The sequence below is a fragment of the Pantoea sp. ABR1s genome (assembly GCF_057812235.1).
This window is the reverse complement of sequence record NZ_CM173823.1, coordinates 3,286,832-3,306,911: the sequence shown is the minus strand read 5'-3', so window position 1 is coordinate 3,306,911 and position 20,080 is coordinate 3,286,832. Positions and strand designations below refer to the sequence as shown.

Here is a 20,080-nt window from a genome sequence, read left to right as displayed (position 1 = left end):
CTGAGGTGCTGGCTGATAATAGCGTAATTAAGGTCGTTTTCTGACCTGGGCGTTTACCGGAGTAAAACATGAGTGATGAAGTAGTAGCACTGCCGTTGCAGTTTACCGACGCCGCAGCCACCAAGGTGAAGAACCTGATTGCCGACGAAGAGAACCCGGCGCTGAAACTTCGCGTCTATATCACCGGTGGCGGTTGCAGTGGTTTCCAGTACGGCTTCACCTTTGATGACCAGATGAATGATGGCGACATGACGATTGAAAAGCAGGGCGTCTCACTGGTGGTTGATCCGATGAGCCTGCAATATCTGGTGGGCGGTTCAGTGGATTACACGGAAGGTCTGGAAGGCTCACGCTTTATCGTGACCAACCCGAATGCCAAAACCACCTGTGGCTGTGGCTCTTCCTTCAGTATCTGATAATGCAGGCCGTCATACAGACGGCCTCGTTTACCATTCTATTGTGACCAGCCGGTTACTTTGCTTCACACTTCCCTGCGATTGAATCTGGCCGTTTGTTACGCGCGGCTGCGCGCTTGCCTGTCTGCCGCAGTTGATCTGCGGTGCGGGCTGGCCGTTAGCCGTGTTGATTTCACAGCGTGAATAGATGACAAGTCTGGCGCCAATAGAGCCATTTATCGATCCTGCAAAGGCAGAACCGGCGATCGACAGCCCTATGGCCAGCAGCAGTGCTCTGGTCATATAAGGTTCCTGGTGTTTTAAAAAAGCGCCGGAGCGCTAAAAGGACGGCGAGCATACGTGGCGCGTTCGTCTCTGGTATTGATCAACGGCAAAAATCGCAGTGACTTTAATCAATTCGCCGATTTATTCATCGGGATGCAGGGCCGCACAGAGTTGCTGCGCGGCCAGCAGCAGTCGCGGGCCTGGCCGGCTAAGCCAGTCCTCGTTGATGGCAATCACCGGTACATCCAGCTGCGGTCGCCAGAACACACGGATGTTTTCCGCCTGCTGCGCACTGCCACCCGTCACAACGGCCTGAGGATGGCGCATCAGCACCTGCTCACGGCTGACCTGCGGCCAGCTGACGCGGCTGTCAGCAAAGATGTTCCTGCCACCACATAACGTAATAATTTCATTCTGCAGCGTGGCTCTGGCGGCGGTAAACAGGGGCTGCTGACCAAATTGCAAAAAAAGCGGAACCGCAGTCAGATGAGCATAGCGCTGACGCAGCGCGGCTTCCTGCTGACGTAACTGGCGGGCAGCGCGAGTTGCCTGCTCCGGTCTGGGACTCCAGTGGCCCAGATCGGCCAGCGCCGTGAACATCTCATCCAGCGTCAGCGGATCTATCCATTTAACCGGCACGCCGAGCTGCTGTAACTGGTCAATCTGCCGCTGCGGATTACCGCCTCGCCAGGCTAACACCAGATCCGGCTTAAGCTGCAGAATACGTTCAGCCTTGATGCCCTGCCAGTTTGCGACCTGCTCAATCTGTTTCGCCTGCGGCGGATAGTCGGACCAGGCGCTGACCGCAATCGGGGTAATCCCGGCAGCAAAGGCGAGTTCGGTAAGGTGAGGGGAGAGGGTAATCACGCGTGGCGGGGAAGCCAGCAGGCTGCCGCTTAACAGCAGCAGCCAGCAGAGGAGTAGCGTTTTAGCCACGCGCCAGATGCGCCAGCAGGTTCTCCACCATCAGCGAAGATTGCTTCGCCGCAACGCTTAAGAACTCATCAAAGCTGAGGTGAGATTGCTTATCGGCCACGTCGGAAATGGCGCGGACTACTACAAAAGGCACCTGGAACTGATGACAGACATGGCCGATAGCGGTGGCTTCCATCTCAACGGCAATCGCCTGCGGGAACAGATTACGAATGCGCGCCAGCGGTTCGGCACCATTGATAAAGGCATCACCGCTGACCACCAGACCGCGTACGGCTTTCAGATCCAGCTGCTGAATACAGGCTTCTGCAGCGGCGATAAGCTTGCTGTCTGCCACAAACGCGGCCGGACAACCTGCCATCTGACCCGGCTCATAACCAAAAGCGGTGACGTCAGCATCGTGATAACGCACTTCTTCTGACACCACGATATCGCCGACGCTGAGCGACGGCGCTAAACCGCCAGCCGAACCGGTGTTGATCACCACATCCGGCTTGCAGAGCTGCAGCAGCAGCGTGGTACCCAGCGCGGCAGAGGTTTTACCAATGCCCGATTTCAGCAGAGCCACCTCAACGCCCTGCAGGGTGCCGGTATAAATTTCACAACCCGCCAGCGACAGCGTTTGACGGTTTTCAATTTTGTCGCGCAGCAGTGTGACTTCCTGCTCCATCGCGCCAATAATGCCTGCTTTCATAGTGAGTTCCGCTAATGTAAAGAATCAAAATTTAGGGCATAGTCTACCATGGCATTCAGGGGATTAATTCACGAAAAAATAAGGGGTAATCCATGTCAGCGATCAATTTCAGGAAGAAGATCAGCTTCTCGCGCCCTTATAACAGCCGCAAGGAACCGGAAGGCGAATATTACATTACGCGCCATTTTGAGAGCGATCGCGGACGGATTATAAACTCCGCCGCAATCCGGCGTTTGCAGCAAAAAACGCAGGTGTTTCCGCTGGAGCGTAACGCTGCCGTTCGTTCCCGCCTGACGCATTCGCTGGAGGTGCAGCAGACCGGGCGTTACATCACCAAAGAGATCCTGCAAACCCTGAAGATGCAGGGCGGGCTGGCGCAGTATGGTCTTGATGAGCTGGAAGGCGCGTTTGAAAGTCTGATTGAGATGGCCTGTCTGATGCATGATGTCGGTAATCCACCTTTTGGCCATTTTGGCGAGGCGGCGATTAACGACTGGTTTGAAGAGAACCTCTCAGCCGAGCTGGTGGATCCGCTGGTGGCCGGCGTGGAAGGAGAAGCACAGCGTAAAGCCTTTGATCAACTCAACGCCATGATCCGCCAGGATCTCTGTCACTTTGAAGGCAATGCGCAGGCGATCCGGATGGTGCATACGCTGCTGCAACTGAATCTCAGTTATTCTCAGGTCGCCTGCATCCTGAAATATACCGCGCCTGCCTGGTGGCAGGGGGAAAAGCCCGCCGAATTTAGCGTACTCATGAAGAAGCCTGGGTTTTATCTCTCTGAGCAGGATTATATTGCCGACCTGCGTGCTGCCACCAATATGGAAGAACACCACCGTTTTCCGCTGACTTATATAATGGAAGCTGCGGATGATATCTCCTATTGTATTGCCGATTTGGACGACGCTGTAGAAAAAGATATCTTTAATGTTGAAAGTTTGTATGAGTTTCTCAATAAAGCCTGGGGGCCGGTTAAAAATAATGACGCTTTCAGCCGGACTATTGGCGAAGCCTGGCGTGAAGCCTGCAGTAAAAAACGCCGAAGCCGCAGCGATCAATTTTTTATGTCACTCCGCGTAAATGTTCAGAGCGTGCTGGTAAGCTATGCGGTGAAACGTTTTGTTGATAATCTTCCTGCTATATTCGATGGAAGTTTTAACCATGCGCTACTGGAAGATGAGGGTGAAGAGGGCCGCTTACTGCAATTGTTTAAAACCGTTGCGCGCCAGCAGGTCTTTAATCATTCTGAAGTAGAGCAGCTGGAGTTGCAGGGTTACCGGGTGATTAAAGGGCTGCTGGAGATCTATCAGCCGCTGATGCGCCTTAATTACGAAGCCTTTACCACGCTGATAAATGAAGATTTCCTGCGTCAGCATCCGATCGAAACCCGGCTTTTTCATAAGCTCTCGGGTAAACACCGTAAAGCCTATTTGCATAAGATGCGTAATCTGGTTGTAGAACATAAATATCAGCGTCTGTTGTGGGAACGTTATTATCGCTTCCGGCTCATTCAGGATTATATCAGTGGTATGACCGATCTCTATGCCTGGGATGAGTACCGACGACTGATGGCGGTAGAATAAGCCGCCAATTGTAAAGAGCGCGAATAAATTTTTACTTTTGCCTTAAACTTTTAAAGGAACTTCGCGCTAAAACATTTATCTCACCTTTCGACCACAGCAATGGTCTGAACAGTAATCTTATTGAGAAACGAAAAATGAAAAAAAAGACCTTAATGTTAAGTGCGCTGGCGTTGAGCCTGAGCATGGCGCTCGCCCCTGTTACTGTTTCTGCTGCGCAAACGGCCTCTTCCGATAGCCTGCAACAGCCAAGTCTGGCACCGATGCTGGAGAAGGTGATGCCGTCTGTGGTCAGTATCAGCGTCGAGGGGACCACCACGGTGAAAACCCCGCGTATGCCGCAGCAATTTCAGCAATTCTTTGGCGACAATTCGCCATTCTGCCAGGATGGTTCCCCGTTCCAGGGCTCACCGATGTGCCAGAACGGCGACGGTGCAGGCGGTAACGGCGGCGCGCCAGTGCCTGATACCCAGCAGGAAAAATTCCGTGCTCTGGGATCGGGCGTCATCATTAACGCTGAAAAAGGCTATGTGGTAACTAATAACCACGTCGTGAATAATGCCACCAAAATTCAGGTACAGCTCAGCGACGGTCGTCGCTATGACGCCAAAGTCATCGGTAAAGATCCCAGCTCTGACATTGCCCTGATTCAGCTGCAGGAAGCCAAAAATCTTACCGCAGTCAAAATCGCTGACTCTGACAACCTGCGCGTCGGCGATTATACCGTGGCGATCGGCAACCCTTATGGTCTGGGTGAAACGGTCACCTCAGGTATCGTCTCCGCGCTGGGACGCAGTGGCCTGAACGTGGAAAACTACGAAAACTTTATCCAGACAGATGCGGCCATTAACCGGGGCAACTCCGGTGGTGCGCTGGTTAACCTCAACGGTGAACTGATCGGGATTAACACCGCCATTCTGGCGCCCGATGGCGGCAACATCGGTATCGGCTTTGCTATCCCCAGCAACATGGTGAAAAACCTGACGGCACAGATGGTCGAGTTTGGTCAGGTGAAACGCGGCGAGCTGGGCGTGCAGGGGACTGAGCTGAACTCTGAGCTGGCAAAAGCGATGAAGGTCGACGCACAACGTGGTGCCTTTGTCAGCCAGGTGCTGCCAGACTCGGCTGCCGCCAAAGCCGGTATTAAGGCGGGCGACGTCATTGTGTCGATGAACGGTAAACCGCTGAGCAGCTTTGCTTCGCTGCGTGCGGAAGTGGGCTCACTGCCGGTTGGCACCACCCTGAAACTGGGGCTGCTGCGTGACGGCAAACCGGTCGATGTCTCTGTTAAGTTGCAGCAGAGCAGCCAGTCAAAAGTGCAGTCCGCGACCATCTACACTGGCATTGAAGGCGCCGATCTCAGCAATATCGAAGCGGGTACCAAAGGTGTCCGGGTTGATAACGTGAAACCGGGCAGTGCTGCGGCGCGTATCGGCCTGAAAAAGGGCGATGTGATCCAGGGTGTTAACCAGCAGGTAGTGACCAACCTGGGTGAGCTGCGCAAAGTTCTCGACAGCAAGCCGTCCGTTCTGGCGCTGAATGTAAAACGCGGCGACAGCAGTATCTATCTGCTGATGCAGTAAGCGAACAGCAACGGATGAAGAGGCGGACTGCGGTCCGCCTTTTTTATGTCCACTTTCTGCCTCGTCAGAGTGTGATGCTCACCGCAAATTCGGCAAATGACGGCCTGGCTCTGTGCAATTGCACAATGTTCTGCGTGCTGTGCATGCGTATTCTGTTTCTCCCCCTCTTTTTCAGGAGTAATGGATGGCTACCTATCACCTTGATGCCCGGCTGGCACAGGATATCGTGGCGCGCACCATGAAAATTATTGACAGCAATGTCAACGTGATGGATGCGCGGGGCCGGATTATCGGCAGCGGTGACCGGGAACGTATTGGGGAGTTGCACGAAGGTGCATTGCTGGTGCTCTCTCAGGGGCGCGTTGTCGACATCGATGAGGCCGTGGCTAAACATCTCCATGGCGTGCGGCCTGGCATTAACCTGCCGCTGCGCATTGATGGTGACATCGTCGGGGTGATCGGCCTGACCGGTGAGCCGCTGGCGCTGCGGCATTATGGCGAGCTGGTCTGCATGACCGCAGAGATGATGCTGGAGCAGGCCCGGCTGCTGCATATGCTGGCGCAGGACAGCCGTCTGCGTGAAGAGCTGGTGCTGAACCTGATCCGCAGCGATACCCTGTCGCCACAGCTGACCGAATGGGCGCAGCGGCTCGGTATCGATCTCAATCAGCCGCGTGTGGTCGCCGTAGTGGAAGTGGATAGTGGTCAGCTCGGCGTCGACAGCGCGATGTCAGAGCTACAGCAGTTGCAAACGCTGCTGACCACGCCGGAGCGGGACAATCTGATCGCGATTGTATCACTGACCGAAATGGTGGTGCTGAAACCGGCCCTTAATGGGCATGGGCGTCACGATCAGGAAGATCATCGCCGCCGCGTAGAGCAGCTACTACAGCGGATGAAAGAGAGCGGTCATCTTCGGATGCGTATCGCGCTGGGCAACTTCTTTACCGGACCCGGCAGCATCGCACGCTCTTACCGGACGGCGCGCACCACGATGATGGTGGGCAAGCAACGTATGCCCGAGGTGCGCAGCTATTTTTATCAGGATCTGGTGCTGCCCGTGCTGCTCGACAGCCTGCGGGGTGGCTGGCAGGCCAATGAGCTCGCCCGGCCACTGGCGAAGCTCAAGAGCATGGATAACAACGGCTTGCTGCGCCGCACGCTGATCGCCTGGTTCACCCATAACGTCCAGCCGAGCGCCACCGCGCGTGCGCTGTTCATTCATCGTAATACGCTGGAATACCGGCTGAACCGGATTTCTGAACTGACCGGACTGAATCTTGGCCATTTTGATGACAGGCTGTTGCTCTATGTCGCTTTGCAACTGGATGAGCAGGGCTGAAGTGAAGATTTGCGGCATAAAAAAGGCCAGCAATGCTGGCCTCTCTGGTCGGGCAGGAAATTAACGACCGTTACGGGTTAATTTTTCCAGATCCGATTCAATTTCAGTGATCTTGTGAGAAACCACGCTTTCCAGGTGACGCAGGTCATCCAGAATTTTGCGTTTCAGATCCACTTCAACCTGATCGCGCTGGCAAATCTGGTCCAGTTCATCGATGACATAACGCAGATTCGGGCTGATTTCCTGAACTTCTTTGTAGCCCTGGGTCGCGTGATCGGCAACAACCGTTTTGCGCTGGCGCGGATATTTGAATTTGACGCTCTTCGCGAAAAACTCACCTTTATCTTTGCGGAAGTAGATTTTCAGAATGTCGTTATTGGCTTCCTGACGCAGGCTGTAGCGGTCAATGTCGTCCGGGTTACTGATACCTAAGCTTTTCAGATTGTCATACATAGCGTTGTTTCCATCAAAAGTGAGAAGCGCGCAGACTTGTTCATGACGTCCGTCAACTGTAGACATAAATAAGCGGGATGAACATTGCGCGACAGGATTTAACTGGCGCGGATTATGACCTGGATAAAAACTAAACGCACCAGTTAATTCGCGACGCGAAGCATGTTATTTGGGAATCACTGTAAAGAAAAGATGACGGGCTGGAAACCAGCCCGTCACTTAAATCAGTCGATGGTGCGCAGCAGTTCGTTGATGCCTGTTTTGCCCAGCGTTTTCGCATCCACTTTCTTCACGATTACGGCACAGTAGAGGCTGTAGCTGCCATCTTTAGAGGGCAGGTTACCTGAGACCACCACGGAACCCGCAGGAACACGGCCGTAATGCACTTCACCGGTCTCGCGGTCATAGATTTTGGTGCTCTGACCGATGTAAACGCCCATTGAGATCACGGAACCTTCTTCAACAATCACGCCTTCAACGATTTCAGAGCGCGCGCCAATGAAGCAGTTATCTTCGATGATGGTCGGGTTCGCCTGCAGCGGCTCCAGCACGCCACCGATACCCACGCCGCCAGAAAGGTGAACGTTTTTACCAATCTGCGCACAGGAGCCAACGGTCGCCCAGGTGTCCACCATGGTGCCTTCATCCACAAAGGCGCCAATGTTGACGTAAGAAGGCATCAGCACCGTGTTGCGGGCGATATAGGCACCCTGACGCACAGCCGCAGGCGGCACGACGCGGAAACCGGCTTCTTTGAAACGTGCTTCATCCCAGCCAGCAAACTTCATCGGCACTTTGTCGTAAAAGCGGGTTTCTGCACCTTCCATCACCTGATTGTCATTGATGCGGAAAGAGAGCAGTACGGCTTTCTTCAGCCACTGATGCGTTACCCACTCGCCGTCGATCTTCTCAGAAACGCGCAGTGCACCGCTGTCCAGCAGGGCGATCACCTGGTTGATGGCATCACGGGTTTCGCTGTCGACGCTGGCGGGTGTGATGTCAGCGCGACGTTCGAAGGCGGATTCAATAACGCTCTGTAACTGTTGCATATTTTTTTCCTGATCTGTCATGTGCGATGCCGGGCAATACCCCGACACAAGTAAAGAGATTAATGTTTACAAATCGAGTCTGGTCACACTTTATCGTTTGGATTAAGGGCCTCTGTCAACCGTTGTCGCAACGCTTTTCGCATTTCTTCGTCCAGTGCCTGACGTTCACTGTTGGCCAGAATAAACAAATCTTCGACCCGCTCGCCGATGGTGCTGATGCGTGCGCCATGCAGTGAGACTCCGAGATCGGCAAAGACTTCACCGACCCGCGCCAGCAGGCCTGGCTGATCCAGCGCCACCAGTTCCAGATAGCTGCGACGATCGGTATGCGTCGGCAGGAAATTGACCTCGGTATCGACGCTGAAATGCCTGAGTTTGGCCGACGGACGGCGGGTACGCGGCGGCACCCACTCTGACTGGGTTATCGCCTGCTCCAGCGCCTGAATGATCATCGGATGGCGATCCGGAGAGAGCGGGCTGCCATCCGGCTCCAGCACAATAAAGGTATCCATCGCCATGCCGTCGCGGCTGGTAAAGATTTGCGCATCGTGCACGCTGAGATTACGGCGATCGAGTTCACCCGCAACGGCGGCAAACAGGTGCGGGCGATCGGGACTCCAGATAAAGATTTCGGTCCCGCCGCGCGTGGCCTGCGGACTGACCAGCACCAGCGGTTTTTTCAGATCGTGAACCAGTAAGTGGCGGGCATGCCAGGCGATCTGATTCGGCGTATGGCGCAGGAAGTAGTCAGCGCGGCAGCGATTCCAGATCTGGTGCAGACGCTCTTCATCAATGTTGTCCATCCGCAGCAGCGCCAGCGCCTGCAGGCGATGATGACGCACCCGCTCACGCAGATCCGGACTGTTTTCCATGCCGCGTCGCAACTGCTTCTCGGTGGCGAAAAAGAGCTCGCGTAACAGGCTCTGCTTCCAGCTGTTCCACAGACTTTCATTGGTGGCGCAGATATCGGCTACGGTCAGGCAAACCAGATAGCGCAGCCGGTTCTCATTCTGCATCACCTCGGCGAACTGCTGTATCACCGTCGGGTCCTGAATATCGCGCCGCTGTGCTGTCACCGACATCAGCAGATGATGACGCACCAGCCAGGCCACCAGCTGGGTTTCACGTGAGTTGAGGCCGTGCATTTCAGCAAAGTCGAGCGCATCCTGCGCGCCGAGAATAGAGTGATCGCCGCCGCGCCCTTTGGCGATGTCATGCAGCAGCGCGGCCATCAGCAACAGCTCCTGCTGCGGCAGGCGCGGCCATAACTCGACGCACAGTGGATGCTGCGGACGAGTGCTTTCATTGGCAAAACTTTCCAGCTTCTGCAACACCCGAATGGTGTGCTCATCCACGGTGTAGGCGTGAAACAGATCGAACTGCATCTGTCCGACGATATGGCCCCACAGCGGCGTATAAGCCCACAACACGCTGTAGCGATGCATCGGTACCAGCGCCCGGCTGACCGCGCCGGGATGGCGCAGAATCGACATAAAGGTGCGGCGCGCTTCCGGGATCTGACACAGCGGCTGTTTAAGATGACGACGCGCATGGCGCAGGTGACGCAGAGTGGTGGAGTAGATCCCTTTGATGCTGTCGTTACGCACCATGACGTAGAACATGCGCAGAATCGCCTGCGGCTCTCGCCGGAACAGCGTTTCGTCGCGCAGGTCGATCAAATCGCCACGCAGCTGGAAATCGTCATCAATAGGCCTGGGCTTTTCGCTGGTGGAGAGCGCCAGAATCGCCTCATCAAACAGCTGCAGCAGCATCTGATTCAGTTCGCCGATACGCCGCGTGACCCGATAGAAATCTTTCATCATCCGCTCGACCGGCTCATTGCCCTCGCCCTGATAATTCAGGCGTTGTGCCACGCTGAGCTGGCGATCAAACAGCAGGCGATTATCGTAGCGGGGCAGGGAGAGGTGCAGGGCAAAGCGGATGCGCCAGAGAAATGCCTGACATTCGTTGAGTTCGCTGCGCTCCGCGTCGGTGAGGAAACCAAAGCCGACCATCTCATCCAGCGTGGTGGCGCCAAAATGGCGTCGGGCGACCCACTGCAGCGTATGAATGTCCCGCAGGCCACCGGGGCTGCTTTTAATGTCCGGTTCGAGGTTATAGCTGGTGCCGTGATAACGCTTGTGGCGCTCCTGCTGCTCTTCAATTTTGGCGGCGAAAAAGCAGGATGAGGGCCAGAAACCATCGCTGAAGATGTTTTTCTGTAATTCCAGAAACAGCGCCACATCGCCGGTCAGCATGCGTGACTCAATCAGATTGGTGGCAACGGTCAGGTCAGATAACCCCTCCAGCAGGCACTCTTCCAGCGTGCGGACGCTGTGACCCACTTCCAGCTTAAGGTCCCACATCAGCGTTAACAGATCGCTGGTGCGCTGCGCAGCCTGTTCATTCAGCGGCTGGCGGCTCAGGATCAGGACGTCAATATCAGAGAGTGGATGCAGCTCGGCACGGCCATAGCCGCCAACGGCGACCAGCGCGATAGCCGGCATCTCATCAAAGCCAAAAAAGCGCCACAGGCGACGCAGCAGCCGATCGATAAACAGCGTGCGGGCATCAATCAGCGGCTCAACGGGTTCACCGGCATCAAAAGCGGCGGCCAGATGTTGCTGAAACTGCTCCAGCCGCGGCTTCAGAATGTCACGTGTCAGCTGGTCGTCACTCCATTCGGCTGGCGAATCGACCAGACCGTTTTTCACATCTTCTGACAGACTCACGCTCATGCAGCTCTTCTCTTTTTTAGCCAAAAAAAAGCCGGCTCAGCGCCGGCTTGATCTGTAATGGGGGAATTACCCTTCGGCGACAAGCACAGCGGGCAGCGTGTCGTCTTTGCGCAGGGTTAAAATCTCACAGCCGTTCTCCGTCACCACAATAGTATGCTCATACTGCGCGGACAAGCTGCGATCTTTGGTTTTTACCGTCCAGCCATCTTTCATGGTGCGGATGCGGTAATCCCCGGCATTGACCATCGGTTCTACCGTAAAGGTCATGCCCGCCTGGAGTACCACGCCGCCATCATCGGCATCGTAATGCAGCACCTGAGGCTCTTCATGGAAACCCTTGCCGATACCGTGACCGCAATATTCGCGCACCACAGAGAAGTCGTTGGCTTCGACATATTTCTGGATGGCGCGACCCAGTTCGCGCAGGCGGATGCCGGGCTTGATCAGACGCAGTGAGAGATAGAGGCTCTCCTGCGTGACACGGCACAGGCGTTCACCCTGAATGGTCGGCTTACCGACGATAAACATCTTTGAGGTATCGCCGTGGTATTCATCTTTAATTACGGTGACATCGATATTCACTACATCACCATCTTTTAACGGACGATCATCGCTGGGGATCCCGTGGCACACCACTTCATTCACCGAGATGCAGACCGACTTCGGAAAGCCGTGATAGCCGAGGCAGGCGGAGACAGCCTGCTGCTTTTGAGTAATGTGATCGTGGCAGATACGGTCCAGTTCACCGGTGGTCACACCCGGTTTTACGTAAGGCTCGATCATCTCCAGCACTTCGGCGGCCAGTCGGCCGGCGACGCGCATTTTTTCGATTTCTTCAGGGGTTTTAATTGAAATTGCCATTAAATTAATCCGCAGCTGTCGAAATTTTCGACAATAATAAGTTCTGTGCTGTCATGTTAGCAGCCAGCAAATGGGCTGCCAAATAGAGAACGCGCTGACCTCCGTCAGCGATCATTTATTGGCGTCCCTGGGCTGGTTGTGGTATAAAGCGCGCCGACGATTCTCTGTATGGCCGTTTCGGTCAGCAGGAAACGCATAACTCTCATTATGTGTAATAAAACACACATGTATCGACACATACGCCGGGGTGCCTTGAAAGAGGTCGGTCGTATGGGATACATGGAGGCCCAACCCCAATCAAACTTTAGAGGTTTTATCATGGCAACTGTTTCCATGCGCGACATGCTCCAGGCTGGTGTTCACTTCGGTCACCAGACCCGTTACTGGAACCCAAAAATGAAGCCATTCATCTTTGGTGCTCGTAACAAGGTTCACATCATCAACCTGGAAAAAACTGTACCTATGTTCAACGAAGCTCTGGCTGAACTGAACAAGATCTCTTCCCGTAAAGGTAAGATCCTGATCGTAGGTACTAAGCGTGCTGCTGCTCAGGCGGTAAAAGAGTCTGCACTGAGCTGCGACCAGTTCTTCGTAAACCACCGCTGGTTGGGTGGCATGCTGACTAACTGGAAAACCGTGCGTCAGTCAATCAAGCGTCTGAAAGATCTGGAGATTCAGTCTCAGGATGGTACTTTCGACAAACTGACCAAAAAAGAAGCGCTGATGCGTGCGCGTGAGCTGGCCAAGCTGGAAAACAGCCTGGGCGGTATCAAAGATATGGGCGGTCTGCCAGACGCGCTGTTTGTTGTCGATGCTGACCACGAACACATCGCAATCAAAGAAGCAAACAACCTGGGTATCCCGGTATTTGCTATCGTTGATACCAACTCAGATCCAGATGGCGTTGATTTCGTTATCCCAGGTAACGACGATGCGATCCGTGCTGTAAACCTGTACCTGACTGCCGTTGCGACCACCGTTCGCGAAGGCCGCTCTCAGGACCTGGCTGAGCAAGCTGAAGAAGCGTCTTTAGAAAACGCTTAATAAGGTTTGCTCTGCATAAGAGCCCTTAGCATTCAGATGTGATCTGTAAGGGGCCTATACTGGCCCCTTTATTTTATCTAAGTCTGTCACGCCCCCAACCGGACGGCGGGACAGAGTAAATTTTCCGCAAATAAGTGTCTGCTGGTGCAAACGTACACAGGCACGAACCGAGGATTCTGGAATGGCTGACATTACCGCTGCATTGGTAAAAGAACTGCGTGAGCGTACTGGCGCTGGCATGATGGATTGCAAAAAAGCGCTGACTGAAGCGAACGGCGACATTGAGCTGGCGATTGAGAACATGCGTAAGTCTGGCGCAATCAAAGCAGCGAAAAAAGCAGGCAACGTTGCTGCTGATGGCGTAATCAAAACCAAGATCGTTGGCGACTACGGCGTGATTCTGGAAGTAAACTGCCAGACTGACTTCGTTGCAAAAGATGGCGGTTTCCAGGCGTTCGCAGACAAAGTTCTGGATGTGGCTGCAGCTGATCGCGTTACCGACGTTGAAGTTCTGAAAGCGCAGTTCGAAGAAGAGCGCGTTGCACTGGTTGCTAAAATCGGTGAGAACATCAACATCCGTCGCGTTGCTATCCTGGAAGGCGCAGAGCTGGGCAGCTACCTGCACGGCGCACGTATCGGCGTTCTGGTTTCAACCAAAGGCGCTAACGAAGATCTGATCAAACAGATCGCGATGCACGTTGCGGCAAGCAAGCCTGAATTCGTTAAGCCAGAAGACGTTTCTGCTGACGTGGTTGATAAAGAGTACCAGGTTCAGCTGGACATCGCGATGCAGTCTGGCAAGCCAAAAGAGATCGCAGAGAAGATGGTTGAAGGCCGTATGAAGAAATTCACCGGCGAAGTCTCTCTGACTGGTCAGGCTTTCGTTATCGACCCAAGCAAAACCGTTGGCCAGGCTCTGAAAGAGCAGGGCGCTGACGTTATCAACTTCATCCGCTTCGAAGTTGGTGAAGGCATCGAGAAAGTTGAGTCTGACTTCGCTGCAGAAGTTGCAGCAATGTCCAAACAGTCTTAATGCTTTGAAAGAACCGCCAGATGGCGGTTCTTTTTTGTCTGTGAATCGCAACAGATACGTTTTCAGTTTCATCCCAATAGCAATTTCATTGCGGTAAGCGGATGATCGATCAGAATTTACTTCTCCTTTACACCCAATCTTCCAGGAAGAACTGACCATGGCGACCAACGCAAAACCTGTTTATCAACGTATCCTGCTTAAACTCAGCGGCGAAGCCCTGCAAGGCGCTGAAGGTTTTGGTATCGACGCGAGTGTGCTTGACCGCATGGCACAAGAGGTAAAAGAGCTGGTTGAACTGGGCATCCAGGTTGGCGTGGTGATTGGCGGAGGGAACCTGTTCCGTGGAGCGAGCCTGCAGCAGGCCGGCATGAACCGCGTTGTGGGTGACCACATGGGTATGCTGGCAACCGTGATGAACGGCCTGGCGATGCGTGATGCACTGCACCGCGCCTATGTGAATGCACGCCTGATGTCAGCGATTCCACTGAATGGCGTCTGTGACAACTACAGCTGGGCAGAAGCAATCAGCCTGCTGCGTAACAACCGCGTGGTGATCTTCTCCGCCGGTACCGGTAACCCGTTCTTCACCACTGACTCTGCAGCGTGTCTGCGCGGCATTGAGATTGAAGCGGACGTCGTGCTGAAAGCGACCAAAGTGGACGGCGTCTACTCTGCGGATCCGGTGAAAAGCCCGGACGCAACGCTGTATGAGCAACTGACCTATGCTGAAGTGCTGGATCAGGAGCTGAAAGTGATGGATCTTGCGGCCTTTACCCTGGCGCGTGACCACAAATTACCTATCCGTGTTTTCAACATGAATAAGCCTGGCGCACTGCGTCGCGTAGTGATGGGTGAAAAAGAAGGCACCCTGATTACGCATTAATACCCGAGGCGAGATAAAATAAGGTATATTCTGTCAGCGCGATGATAATGCATCGCGCACCAGTCAGGATTATCGATGATTATCGATCCCGCTTCCGGTTACGCCGGAACTGGCCAGGTCAAACCGAATCCAAGGGTTTCAACGTGATTAACGACATCAAAAAAGATGCTGACACGCGCATGGAAAAATGCGTTGAAGCATTCAAAACCACCATCAGCAAAGTGCGCACCGGTCGTGCTTCACCTTCGCTGCTCGACGGCATCGTCGTCGAATATTACGGCACGCCGACGCCACTGCGTCAGCTGGCTTCTGTCACTGTGGAAGATTCACGCACGCTGAAAATCAACGTGTTTGATCGTTCACTGAGTCCGGCAGTCGAAAAAGCGATCATGAAGTCCGATCTCGGTCTGAACCCAAGTTCAGCCGGTACCGACATCCGTGTTCCGCTGCCTGCGCTGACAGAAGAGCGTCGTAAAGATCTGATTAAAATCGTGCGCGGCGAAGCCGAGCAGGGCCGTGTGTCGGTACGTAACGTCCGTCGCGATGCCAACGATAAAATCAAAGCGCTGCTGAAAGATAAAGAGATCAGCGAAGACGACGAACGTCGTGCGCAGGATGAAGTGCAAAAAATGACCGATGCGTACATCAAGAAAGTTGATGCTGCACTGTCAGAAAAAGAGACGGAGCTGATGGATTTCTAATCCCATCACTGCCGGACAAAACGCCGTACAGAGAGGTATTCGTATGAATGCGACATCTGGCGGCGTTTTACATTGTGCCTGTGGGCACGCTGACTTCACACGGATAGCTTCATGAAGCGATTAACTCTGCTGGGATCCACCGGCTCTATCGGCACCAGTACGCTGGCGGTGGTGCGCGCCAACCCGGCGCTTTATCAGATTACGGCGCTGGTTGCCGGCCATAACGTGGCGCTGATGGCCGAGCAGTGTGCGGCCTTTACACCGCGCTACGCCTGCATGGCAGACGAGGCATCCGCCGCTGCGTTGCGTGAGCGACTGAGAGCAATCAGGGTCAATACTGAAGTGCTCTCCGGCGTTCAGGCAGCCTGTGAGCTGGCCGCGCTGGATGAGGTGGATCAGGTGATGGCGGCGATCGTTGGCGCATCGGGTTTGCTGCCGACGCTGGCGGCCATTCGCGCCGGAAAAACGGTGCTGCTGGCCAACAAAGAATCGCTTGTCACCTGCGGCCGTTTGTTTATGGAGGCCGTGCGTCATCATAACGCACAGTTACTACCGGTCGACAGCGAGCATAACGCCATTTTTCAGAGTTTACCGGCTACCATCCAGCATCAGTTAGGTTACGCTGACCTGCGGGATAATGGCATTGAGTCGATTATCCTTACGGGATCGGGTGGTCCTTTTCGTGACACAGATTTAGCGGATCTCAGCGCCATGTCGCCAGATCAGGCCTGTGCACATCCGAACTGGTCGATGGGGAGAAAAATCTCTGTCGATTCGGCCACCATGATGAATAAAGGTCTTGAGTACATTGAAGCCCGTTGGTTGTTTAATGCCAGCGCAGCGCAGATGGAAGTGATACTCCACCCACAGTCGGTGATTCACTCCATGGTGCGATACTGCGATGGCAGCGTGCTGGCTCAATTAGGTTCTCCTGATATGCGTACGCCGATTGCCCACAGCATGGCCTGGCCTTCGCGCATCAATGCAGGCGTGACGCCGCTGGATTTTACCCGCATGTCGGCGCTCTCCTTTGCAGAACCTGATTTTAGTCGCTACCCCTGTCTGAAACTGGCCATTGATGCCTGTGATGCAGGGCAGGCGGCGACCACCACGCTGAATGCAGCCAACGAGGTTGCCGTCGCGGCTTTCCTGAATCACCAGATCCGCTTCACCGACATTGCCGCGCTTAATAGTGAGGTGATGGCGGCACAAGTGTGTCCGGAGCCGGATTCGGTGGACGCTGTCCTTGAAATCGATCGCACTGCGCGCGCGCTGGCGACAGAAATGTTGCCGCGTTTCACGTCGTGATGCCGATCGTAATGAGGCCATTTGTTCGCTTCAGGTGAAAATGATATAGTCGCTGGCTCGCGTTTCACGGTCTGTCACCGAATTCGGTGTGGCCCGGCACTGAGAGTGTGTCGGGATTTGAATCGGGCGCAATGTATTCAGAAACCACAGCATTTCTGATGAAAGGAATTGGTTAAGCGTTATGTCGTCTAACAATCACAACAACACTGATGACCAGCAGGGAAACGGTCCGCGCCACGTCGCTATCATCATGGATGGCAATGGCCGCTGGGCCAAAAATCAGGGGAAATTGCGTATTTCAGGCCATAAAGCTGGCGTTAAATCGGTACGCCGTGCCGTCAGCTTTGCGGTCAGTAACAATCTTGAAGCCCTGACGCTTTACGCCTTCAGCAGTGAAAACTGGAGTCGTCCGCCGCAGGAAGTCACCGCGTTAATGGAACTCTTTGTCTGGGCGCTTGATAGTGAAGTGAAGAGCCTGCACAAACACAATGTTCGCTTACGCGTCATTGGCGATACCAGCCGTTTCAGCCCGCGTATTCAGGAACGTATTCGCCGTTCTGAGACGCTGACCGCAAATAATAGTGGCCTGACGCTCAACATTGCTGCCAACTATGGCGGCCGTTGGGATATTATCGAAGGCGTGAAAAAACTGGCTGAACAGGTTCAGGAAGGATTACTGCGACCTGACCAGATTACCGAAGAGAGCCTGACGTCGCAGCTCTGTATGCAGGAGCTGGCGCCAGTGGATTTAGTGATAAGGACCGGGGGAGAGCATCGGATTAGCAACTTCCTGCTGTGGCAGATTGCCTATGCTGAATTCTATTTTACCGATGTGCTCTGGCCGGATTTCGATGAACACGTTTTTGAAGGTGCACTGAATGCATTCTCTCTGCGGGAGCGTCGTTTTGGCGGCGCTGCACCAGGCGGCGCCTGAGCAATCTGGGGGTAACCTTTGCTGAAGTCTCGTCTGATTACCGCGTTGATATTAATTCCGCTGGTAATAGCTGCACTGTTCTGGTTACCGCCTGTTGGCTTCGCCCTGACAACCATCGTTATCTGCATGCTGGCAGCCTGGGAATGGGGTCAGTTTGCAGGGATGGCATCACGGCAACAGCGCGTCTGGCTGGCTGTACTTTGTGGTCTGCTGCTGGCGCTGATGCAGTTTACGCTGCCACCTTATCAACACACGGTGCATCTGCCACAGATCGCGACATCGCTTTGGGCGTCGCTGGTGTGGTGGGTCGTTGCACTGCTGCTGGTGCTCTCCTATCCCGCTTCTGCGGCCTTCTGGCGCCATTCGCGTCCCCTTCGCTTACTGTTTGGCGTGTTAACGCTGGTCCCTTTTTTCTGGGGCATGGTGGCGCTGCGCCAGTATCACTATGACACCGACCACTTCGCCGGTGCCTGGTGGTTGCTGTTTGTGTTGCTGCTGGTATGGGGAGCGGATTCAGGTGCTTATATGTTTGGCAAGATGTTCGGCAAGCACAAGCTGGCGCCAAAGGTCTCACCAGGCAAAACCTGGGAAGGCTTCCTGGGCGGTCTGGTCACCTCGGCGCTGATTGCAGTGCTGTTTGCGACGCTGGCGCCACTGACGGTTTCCACCGGTACGCTGGTGATTTGCGCGATTATCGCGACGCTGGCCTCTGTGCTGGGCGACCTCACTGAGAGCATGTTTAAACGTGAAGCGGGCATCAAAGACAGTGGTAATCTGATTCCTGGTCACGGCGGCATTCTTGATCGTATTGATAGTCTGACTGCGGCGGTGCCGGTGTTTGCCTGTTTATTGCTGCTGGTGTTTCGCACCCTTTAAGGACAGGCAAAGATGTTGAGCATACTCTGGAGTTTCGTCGCCTTTATCGTTGCGCTGGGCGTATTAATTACCGTTCATGAGTTTGGCCATTTCTGGGTCGCTCGTCGCTGTGGCGTCAAAGTTGAGCGCTTTTCCATTGGTTTTGGTAAGTCGCTCTGGCAGCGCCGTGACCGCCACGGCACCGAATTTGTCATCGCGCTGATTCCCCTCGGCGGCTACGTTAAAATGCTCGACGAGCGCGTTGAAAGCGTGCCAGCCGAATTTCGTCATCAGGCTTTTAACAACAAAGCCGTCTGGCAACGCGCCTCCATCATTGCGGCAGGTCCTGTCGCTAATTTCATCTTTGCCATCTTTGCCTACTGGGTTGTGTTTATTCACGGCGTGCCCGGCGTGCGCCCGGTAATCGGTGAAATTTTAAACGGTTCGGTGGCTGCGGAAGCTCAAATTACGCCCGGCATGGAACTTAAGGCTGTTGACGGTATCGAAACGCCTGACTGGGATGCTGTGCGTATGGCGCTGGTGGGTAAAATCGGCGACAGCAGCACCACCTTAACAGTGGCTCGATTTGGCGAGGACGCAACCCAGCAGAAACAGCTGGATTTGCGTAACTGGCAGTTTGAGCCTGATAAGCAGGATCCGGTCGTCGCGTTAGGGATTCAGCCACGCGGTCCGCAGATTGAGACCACGCTGGCAGAAGTGCAGGCGAACTCGCCAGCCAGTGAAGCCGGTTTGCAAGCAGGCGACAGGATCGTTAAAGTCGATGGTCAGCCATTATCGCAGTGGCAGACTTTTGTCACGCAGGTCCGGGATAACCCCGGCAAAAGCATGGCGCTTGAGGTGGATCGCGGCGGTGAGTCTATTGCGCTGACGATGACGCCAGAAGCGAAATCTGGCAGTAAAGCGGGATTTGCGGGTGTCATTCCGCGCATTGTTCCTCTGCCAGAAGAGTACAAGACGGTAAGACAGTATGGCGCGTTTGCGGCTATCGGTGAGGCTAGTGTAAAAACCTGGCAACTGATGAAGCTCACCGTCTCCATGCTGGGCAAGTTAATAACCGGTGATGTGAAGCTGAACAACCTGAGCGGGCCAATTTCGATTGCGCAGGGTGCAGGGTTGTCAGCAGAGTATGGGTTGATTTACTACCTGATGTTCCTGGCGTTGATTAGCGTCAACCTGGGCATCATCAACCTGTTCCCTCTGCCGGTTTTAGATGGTGGGCACTTGCTCTTCCTGGCGATCGAAAAGATCAAGGGTGGACCGGTGTCCGAGCGAGTTCAGGACTTTAGTTATCGCATCGGTTCAATTTTACTGGTGCTGTTAATGGGGCTTGCACTTTTCAATGATTTCTCACGTTTGTAACCGCTGGAACGCGAACATTCGAGGGATGT

Annotated in this window: 19 protein-coding genes; 12 read left to right on the top strand and 7 right to left on the bottom strand. The window is 54.3% G+C overall.

Going from position 1 to position 20,080, the window contains the following annotated elements; genetic code table 11:
* The first annotated feature begins 68 nt into the window (after positions 1-68).
* Complete coding sequence (gene erpA / locus ACXKZD_RS15705; protein ID WP_010254064.1) at positions 69-416, top strand: iron-sulfur cluster insertion protein ErpA; 348 nt, start codon at positions 69-71, stop codon at positions 414-416.
* A 30-nt stretch (positions 417-446) separates the two neighbouring features.
* Here the strand turns inward: erpA and ACXKZD_RS15700 are convergent, their stop codons facing one another.
* From ACXKZD_RS15700 to mtnN, 3 genes are all read right to left on the bottom strand, one after another.
* Positions 447-698 (bottom strand): hypothetical protein, encoded by a 252-nt coding sequence (locus ACXKZD_RS15700; protein ID WP_010254068.1) that lies wholly within the window; start codon positions 696-698, stop codon positions 447-449.
* Between the two features lie 123 nt (positions 699-821).
* Positions 822-1,616, bottom strand: a complete 795-nt coding sequence (btuF, locus tag ACXKZD_RS15695) for a vitamin B12 ABC transporter substrate-binding protein BtuF (protein ID WP_010671857.1) — start codon at positions 1,614-1,616, stop codon at positions 822-824.
* Positions 1,609-2,307, bottom strand: a complete 699-nt coding sequence (mtnN, locus tag ACXKZD_RS15690) for a 5'-methylthioadenosine/S-adenosylhomocysteine nucleosidase (protein WP_033756625.1) — start codon at positions 2,305-2,307, stop codon at positions 1,609-1,611. The genes btuF and mtnN overlap by 8 nt, the downstream gene beginning before the upstream one ends.
* 92 nt (positions 2,308-2,399) lie before the next feature.
* Here mtnN and dgt point away from each other — a divergent pair, with 92 nt between their 5' ends.
* The 3 genes from dgt to ACXKZD_RS15675 all read left to right on the top strand — a co-directional run bounded on the left by dgt (position 2,400) and on the right by ACXKZD_RS15675 (position 6,812).
* Entirely contained in the window at positions 2,400-3,890 is a 1,491-nt protein-coding gene (gene dgt / locus ACXKZD_RS15685; RefSeq protein WP_010254077.1) for a dGTPase, read from the top strand.
* Positions 3,891-4,024: 134 nt separating this feature from the next.
* Complete coding sequence (gene degP / locus ACXKZD_RS15680; protein WP_033756626.1) at positions 4,025-5,470, top strand: serine endoprotease DegP; 1,446 nt, start codon at positions 4,025-4,027, stop codon at positions 5,468-5,470.
* Between the two features lie 184 nt (positions 5,471-5,654).
* Complete coding sequence (locus ACXKZD_RS15675; RefSeq protein WP_010254083.1) at positions 5,655-6,812, top strand: CdaR family transcriptional regulator; 1,158 nt, start codon at positions 5,655-5,657, stop codon at positions 6,810-6,812.
* Between the two features lie 60 nt (positions 6,813-6,872).
* Here ACXKZD_RS15675 and ACXKZD_RS15670 read toward each other — a convergent pair whose 3' ends face one another.
* The 4 genes from ACXKZD_RS15670 to map all read right to left on the bottom strand — a co-directional run bounded on the left by ACXKZD_RS15670 (position 6,873) and on the right by map (position 11,913).
* Complete coding sequence (locus ACXKZD_RS15670; RefSeq protein WP_010254085.1) at positions 6,873-7,265, bottom strand: DUF3461 family protein; 393 nt, start codon at positions 7,263-7,265, stop codon at positions 6,873-6,875.
* Positions 7,266-7,489: 224 nt separating this feature from the next.
* Positions 7,490-8,314 (bottom strand): 2,3,4,5-tetrahydropyridine-2,6-dicarboxylate N-succinyltransferase, encoded by an 825-nt coding sequence (dapD, locus tag ACXKZD_RS15665; protein WP_010671859.1) that lies wholly within the window; start codon positions 8,312-8,314, stop codon positions 7,490-7,492.
* A gap of 83 nt (positions 8,315-8,397) precedes the next feature.
* On the bottom strand, positions 8,398-11,052 hold the full coding sequence (gene glnD / locus ACXKZD_RS15660) for a bifunctional uridylyltransferase/uridylyl-removing protein GlnD (protein ID WP_488981717.1): 2,655 nt from the start codon (positions 11,050-11,052) through the stop codon (positions 8,398-8,400).
* Positions 11,053-11,118: 66 nt separating this feature from the next.
* Positions 11,119-11,913 (bottom strand): type I methionyl aminopeptidase, encoded by a 795-nt coding sequence (map, locus tag ACXKZD_RS15655; RefSeq protein WP_010254092.1) that lies wholly within the window; start codon positions 11,911-11,913, stop codon positions 11,119-11,121.
* 318 nt (positions 11,914-12,231) lie between these two features.
* On the opposite strand from map, the gene rpsB reads away from it, so the two are divergent.
* The 8 genes from rpsB to rseP all read left to right on the top strand — a co-directional run bounded on the left by rpsB (position 12,232) and on the right by rseP (position 20,051).
* On the top strand, positions 12,232-12,957 hold the full coding sequence (rpsB, locus tag ACXKZD_RS15650) for a 30S ribosomal protein S2 (protein ID WP_008925636.1): 726 nt from the start codon (positions 12,232-12,234) through the stop codon (positions 12,955-12,957).
* A 181-nt stretch (positions 12,958-13,138) separates the two neighbouring features.
* Positions 13,139-13,990, top strand: coding sequence for a translation elongation factor Ts (tsf, locus tag ACXKZD_RS15645; protein ID WP_010254097.1), 852 nt, complete (start codon positions 13,139-13,141; stop codon positions 13,988-13,990).
* Between the two features lie 157 nt (positions 13,991-14,147).
* Entirely contained in the window at positions 14,148-14,873 is a 726-nt protein-coding gene (gene pyrH, locus ACXKZD_RS15640) for a UMP kinase (RefSeq protein WP_010254099.1), read from the top strand.
* Between the two features lie 143 nt (positions 14,874-15,016).
* Positions 15,017-15,574, top strand: a complete 558-nt coding sequence (frr, locus tag ACXKZD_RS15635; RefSeq protein WP_010254103.1) for a ribosome recycling factor — start codon at positions 15,017-15,019, stop codon at positions 15,572-15,574.
* Positions 15,575-15,685: 111 nt separating this feature from the next.
* Entirely contained in the window at positions 15,686-16,882 is a 1,197-nt protein-coding gene (gene ispC / locus ACXKZD_RS15630) for a 1-deoxy-D-xylulose-5-phosphate reductoisomerase (protein ID WP_022625453.1), read from the top strand.
* 181 nt (positions 16,883-17,063) lie between these two features.
* Entirely contained in the window at positions 17,064-17,816 is a 753-nt protein-coding gene (ispU, locus tag ACXKZD_RS15625) for a (2E,6E)-farnesyl-diphosphate-specific ditrans,polycis-undecaprenyl-diphosphate synthase (protein WP_010254107.1), read from the top strand.
* An 18-nt stretch (positions 17,817-17,834) separates the two neighbouring features.
* A complete protein-coding gene (gene cdsA, locus ACXKZD_RS15620; RefSeq protein WP_010254111.1) occupies positions 17,835-18,692 on the top strand; it encodes a phosphatidate cytidylyltransferase in 858 nt (285 codons plus the stop codon).
* Between the two features lie 12 nt (positions 18,693-18,704).
* Positions 18,705-20,051, top strand: coding sequence for a sigma E protease regulator RseP (rseP, locus tag ACXKZD_RS15615; protein ID WP_010671861.1), 1,347 nt, complete (start codon positions 18,705-18,707; stop codon positions 20,049-20,051).
* Positions 20,052-20,080 lie beyond the last annotated feature (29 nt).

What these genes read in the sequence shown, in the direction of transcription:
- erpA (WP_010254064.1), top strand. Translation starts at nt 69, where the DNA reads ATGAGTGATGAAGTAGTAGCACTGCCGTTGCAGTTTACCGACGCCGCA.
- ACXKZD_RS15700 (WP_010254068.1), bottom strand. Translation starts at nt 698, where the DNA reads ATGACCAGAGCACTGCTGCTGGCCATAGGGCTGTCGATCGCCGGTTCT.
- mtnN (WP_033756625.1), bottom strand. Translation starts at nt 2,307, where the DNA reads ATGAAAGCAGGCATTATTGGCGCGATGGAGCAGGAAGTCACACTGCTG.
- dgt (WP_010254077.1), top strand. Translation starts at nt 2,400, where the DNA reads ATGTCAGCGATCAATTTCAGGAAGAAGATCAGCTTCTCGCGCCCTTAT.
- degP (WP_033756626.1), top strand. Translation starts at nt 4,025, where the DNA reads ATGAAAAAAAAGACCTTAATGTTAAGTGCGCTGGCGTTGAGCCTGAGC.
- ACXKZD_RS15675 (WP_010254083.1), top strand. Translation starts at nt 5,655, where the DNA reads ATGGCTACCTATCACCTTGATGCCCGGCTGGCACAGGATATCGTGGCG.
- ACXKZD_RS15670 (WP_010254085.1), bottom strand. Translation starts at nt 7,265, where the DNA reads ATGTATGACAATCTGAAAAGCTTAGGTATCAGTAACCCGGACGACATT.
- dapD (WP_010671859.1), bottom strand. Translation starts at nt 8,314, where the DNA reads ATGCAACAGTTACAGAGCGTTATTGAATCCGCCTTCGAACGTCGCGCT.
- glnD (WP_488981717.1), bottom strand. Translation starts at nt 11,052, where the DNA reads ATGAGCGTGAGTCTGTCAGAAGATGTGAAAAACGGTCTGGTCGATTCG.
- map (WP_010254092.1), bottom strand. Translation starts at nt 11,913, where the DNA reads ATGGCAATTTCAATTAAAACCCCTGAAGAAATCGAAAAAATGCGCGTC.
- rpsB (WP_008925636.1), top strand. Translation starts at nt 12,232, where the DNA reads ATGGCAACTGTTTCCATGCGCGACATGCTCCAGGCTGGTGTTCACTTC.
- tsf (WP_010254097.1), top strand. Translation starts at nt 13,139, where the DNA reads ATGGCTGACATTACCGCTGCATTGGTAAAAGAACTGCGTGAGCGTACT.
- pyrH (WP_010254099.1), top strand. Translation starts at nt 14,148, where the DNA reads ATGGCGACCAACGCAAAACCTGTTTATCAACGTATCCTGCTTAAACTC.
- ispC (WP_022625453.1), top strand. Translation starts at nt 15,686, where the DNA reads ATGAAGCGATTAACTCTGCTGGGATCCACCGGCTCTATCGGCACCAGT.
- ispU (WP_010254107.1), top strand. Translation starts at nt 17,064, where the DNA reads ATGTCGTCTAACAATCACAACAACACTGATGACCAGCAGGGAAACGGT.
- rseP (WP_010671861.1), top strand. Translation starts at nt 18,705, where the DNA reads ATGTTGAGCATACTCTGGAGTTTCGTCGCCTTTATCGTTGCGCTGGGC.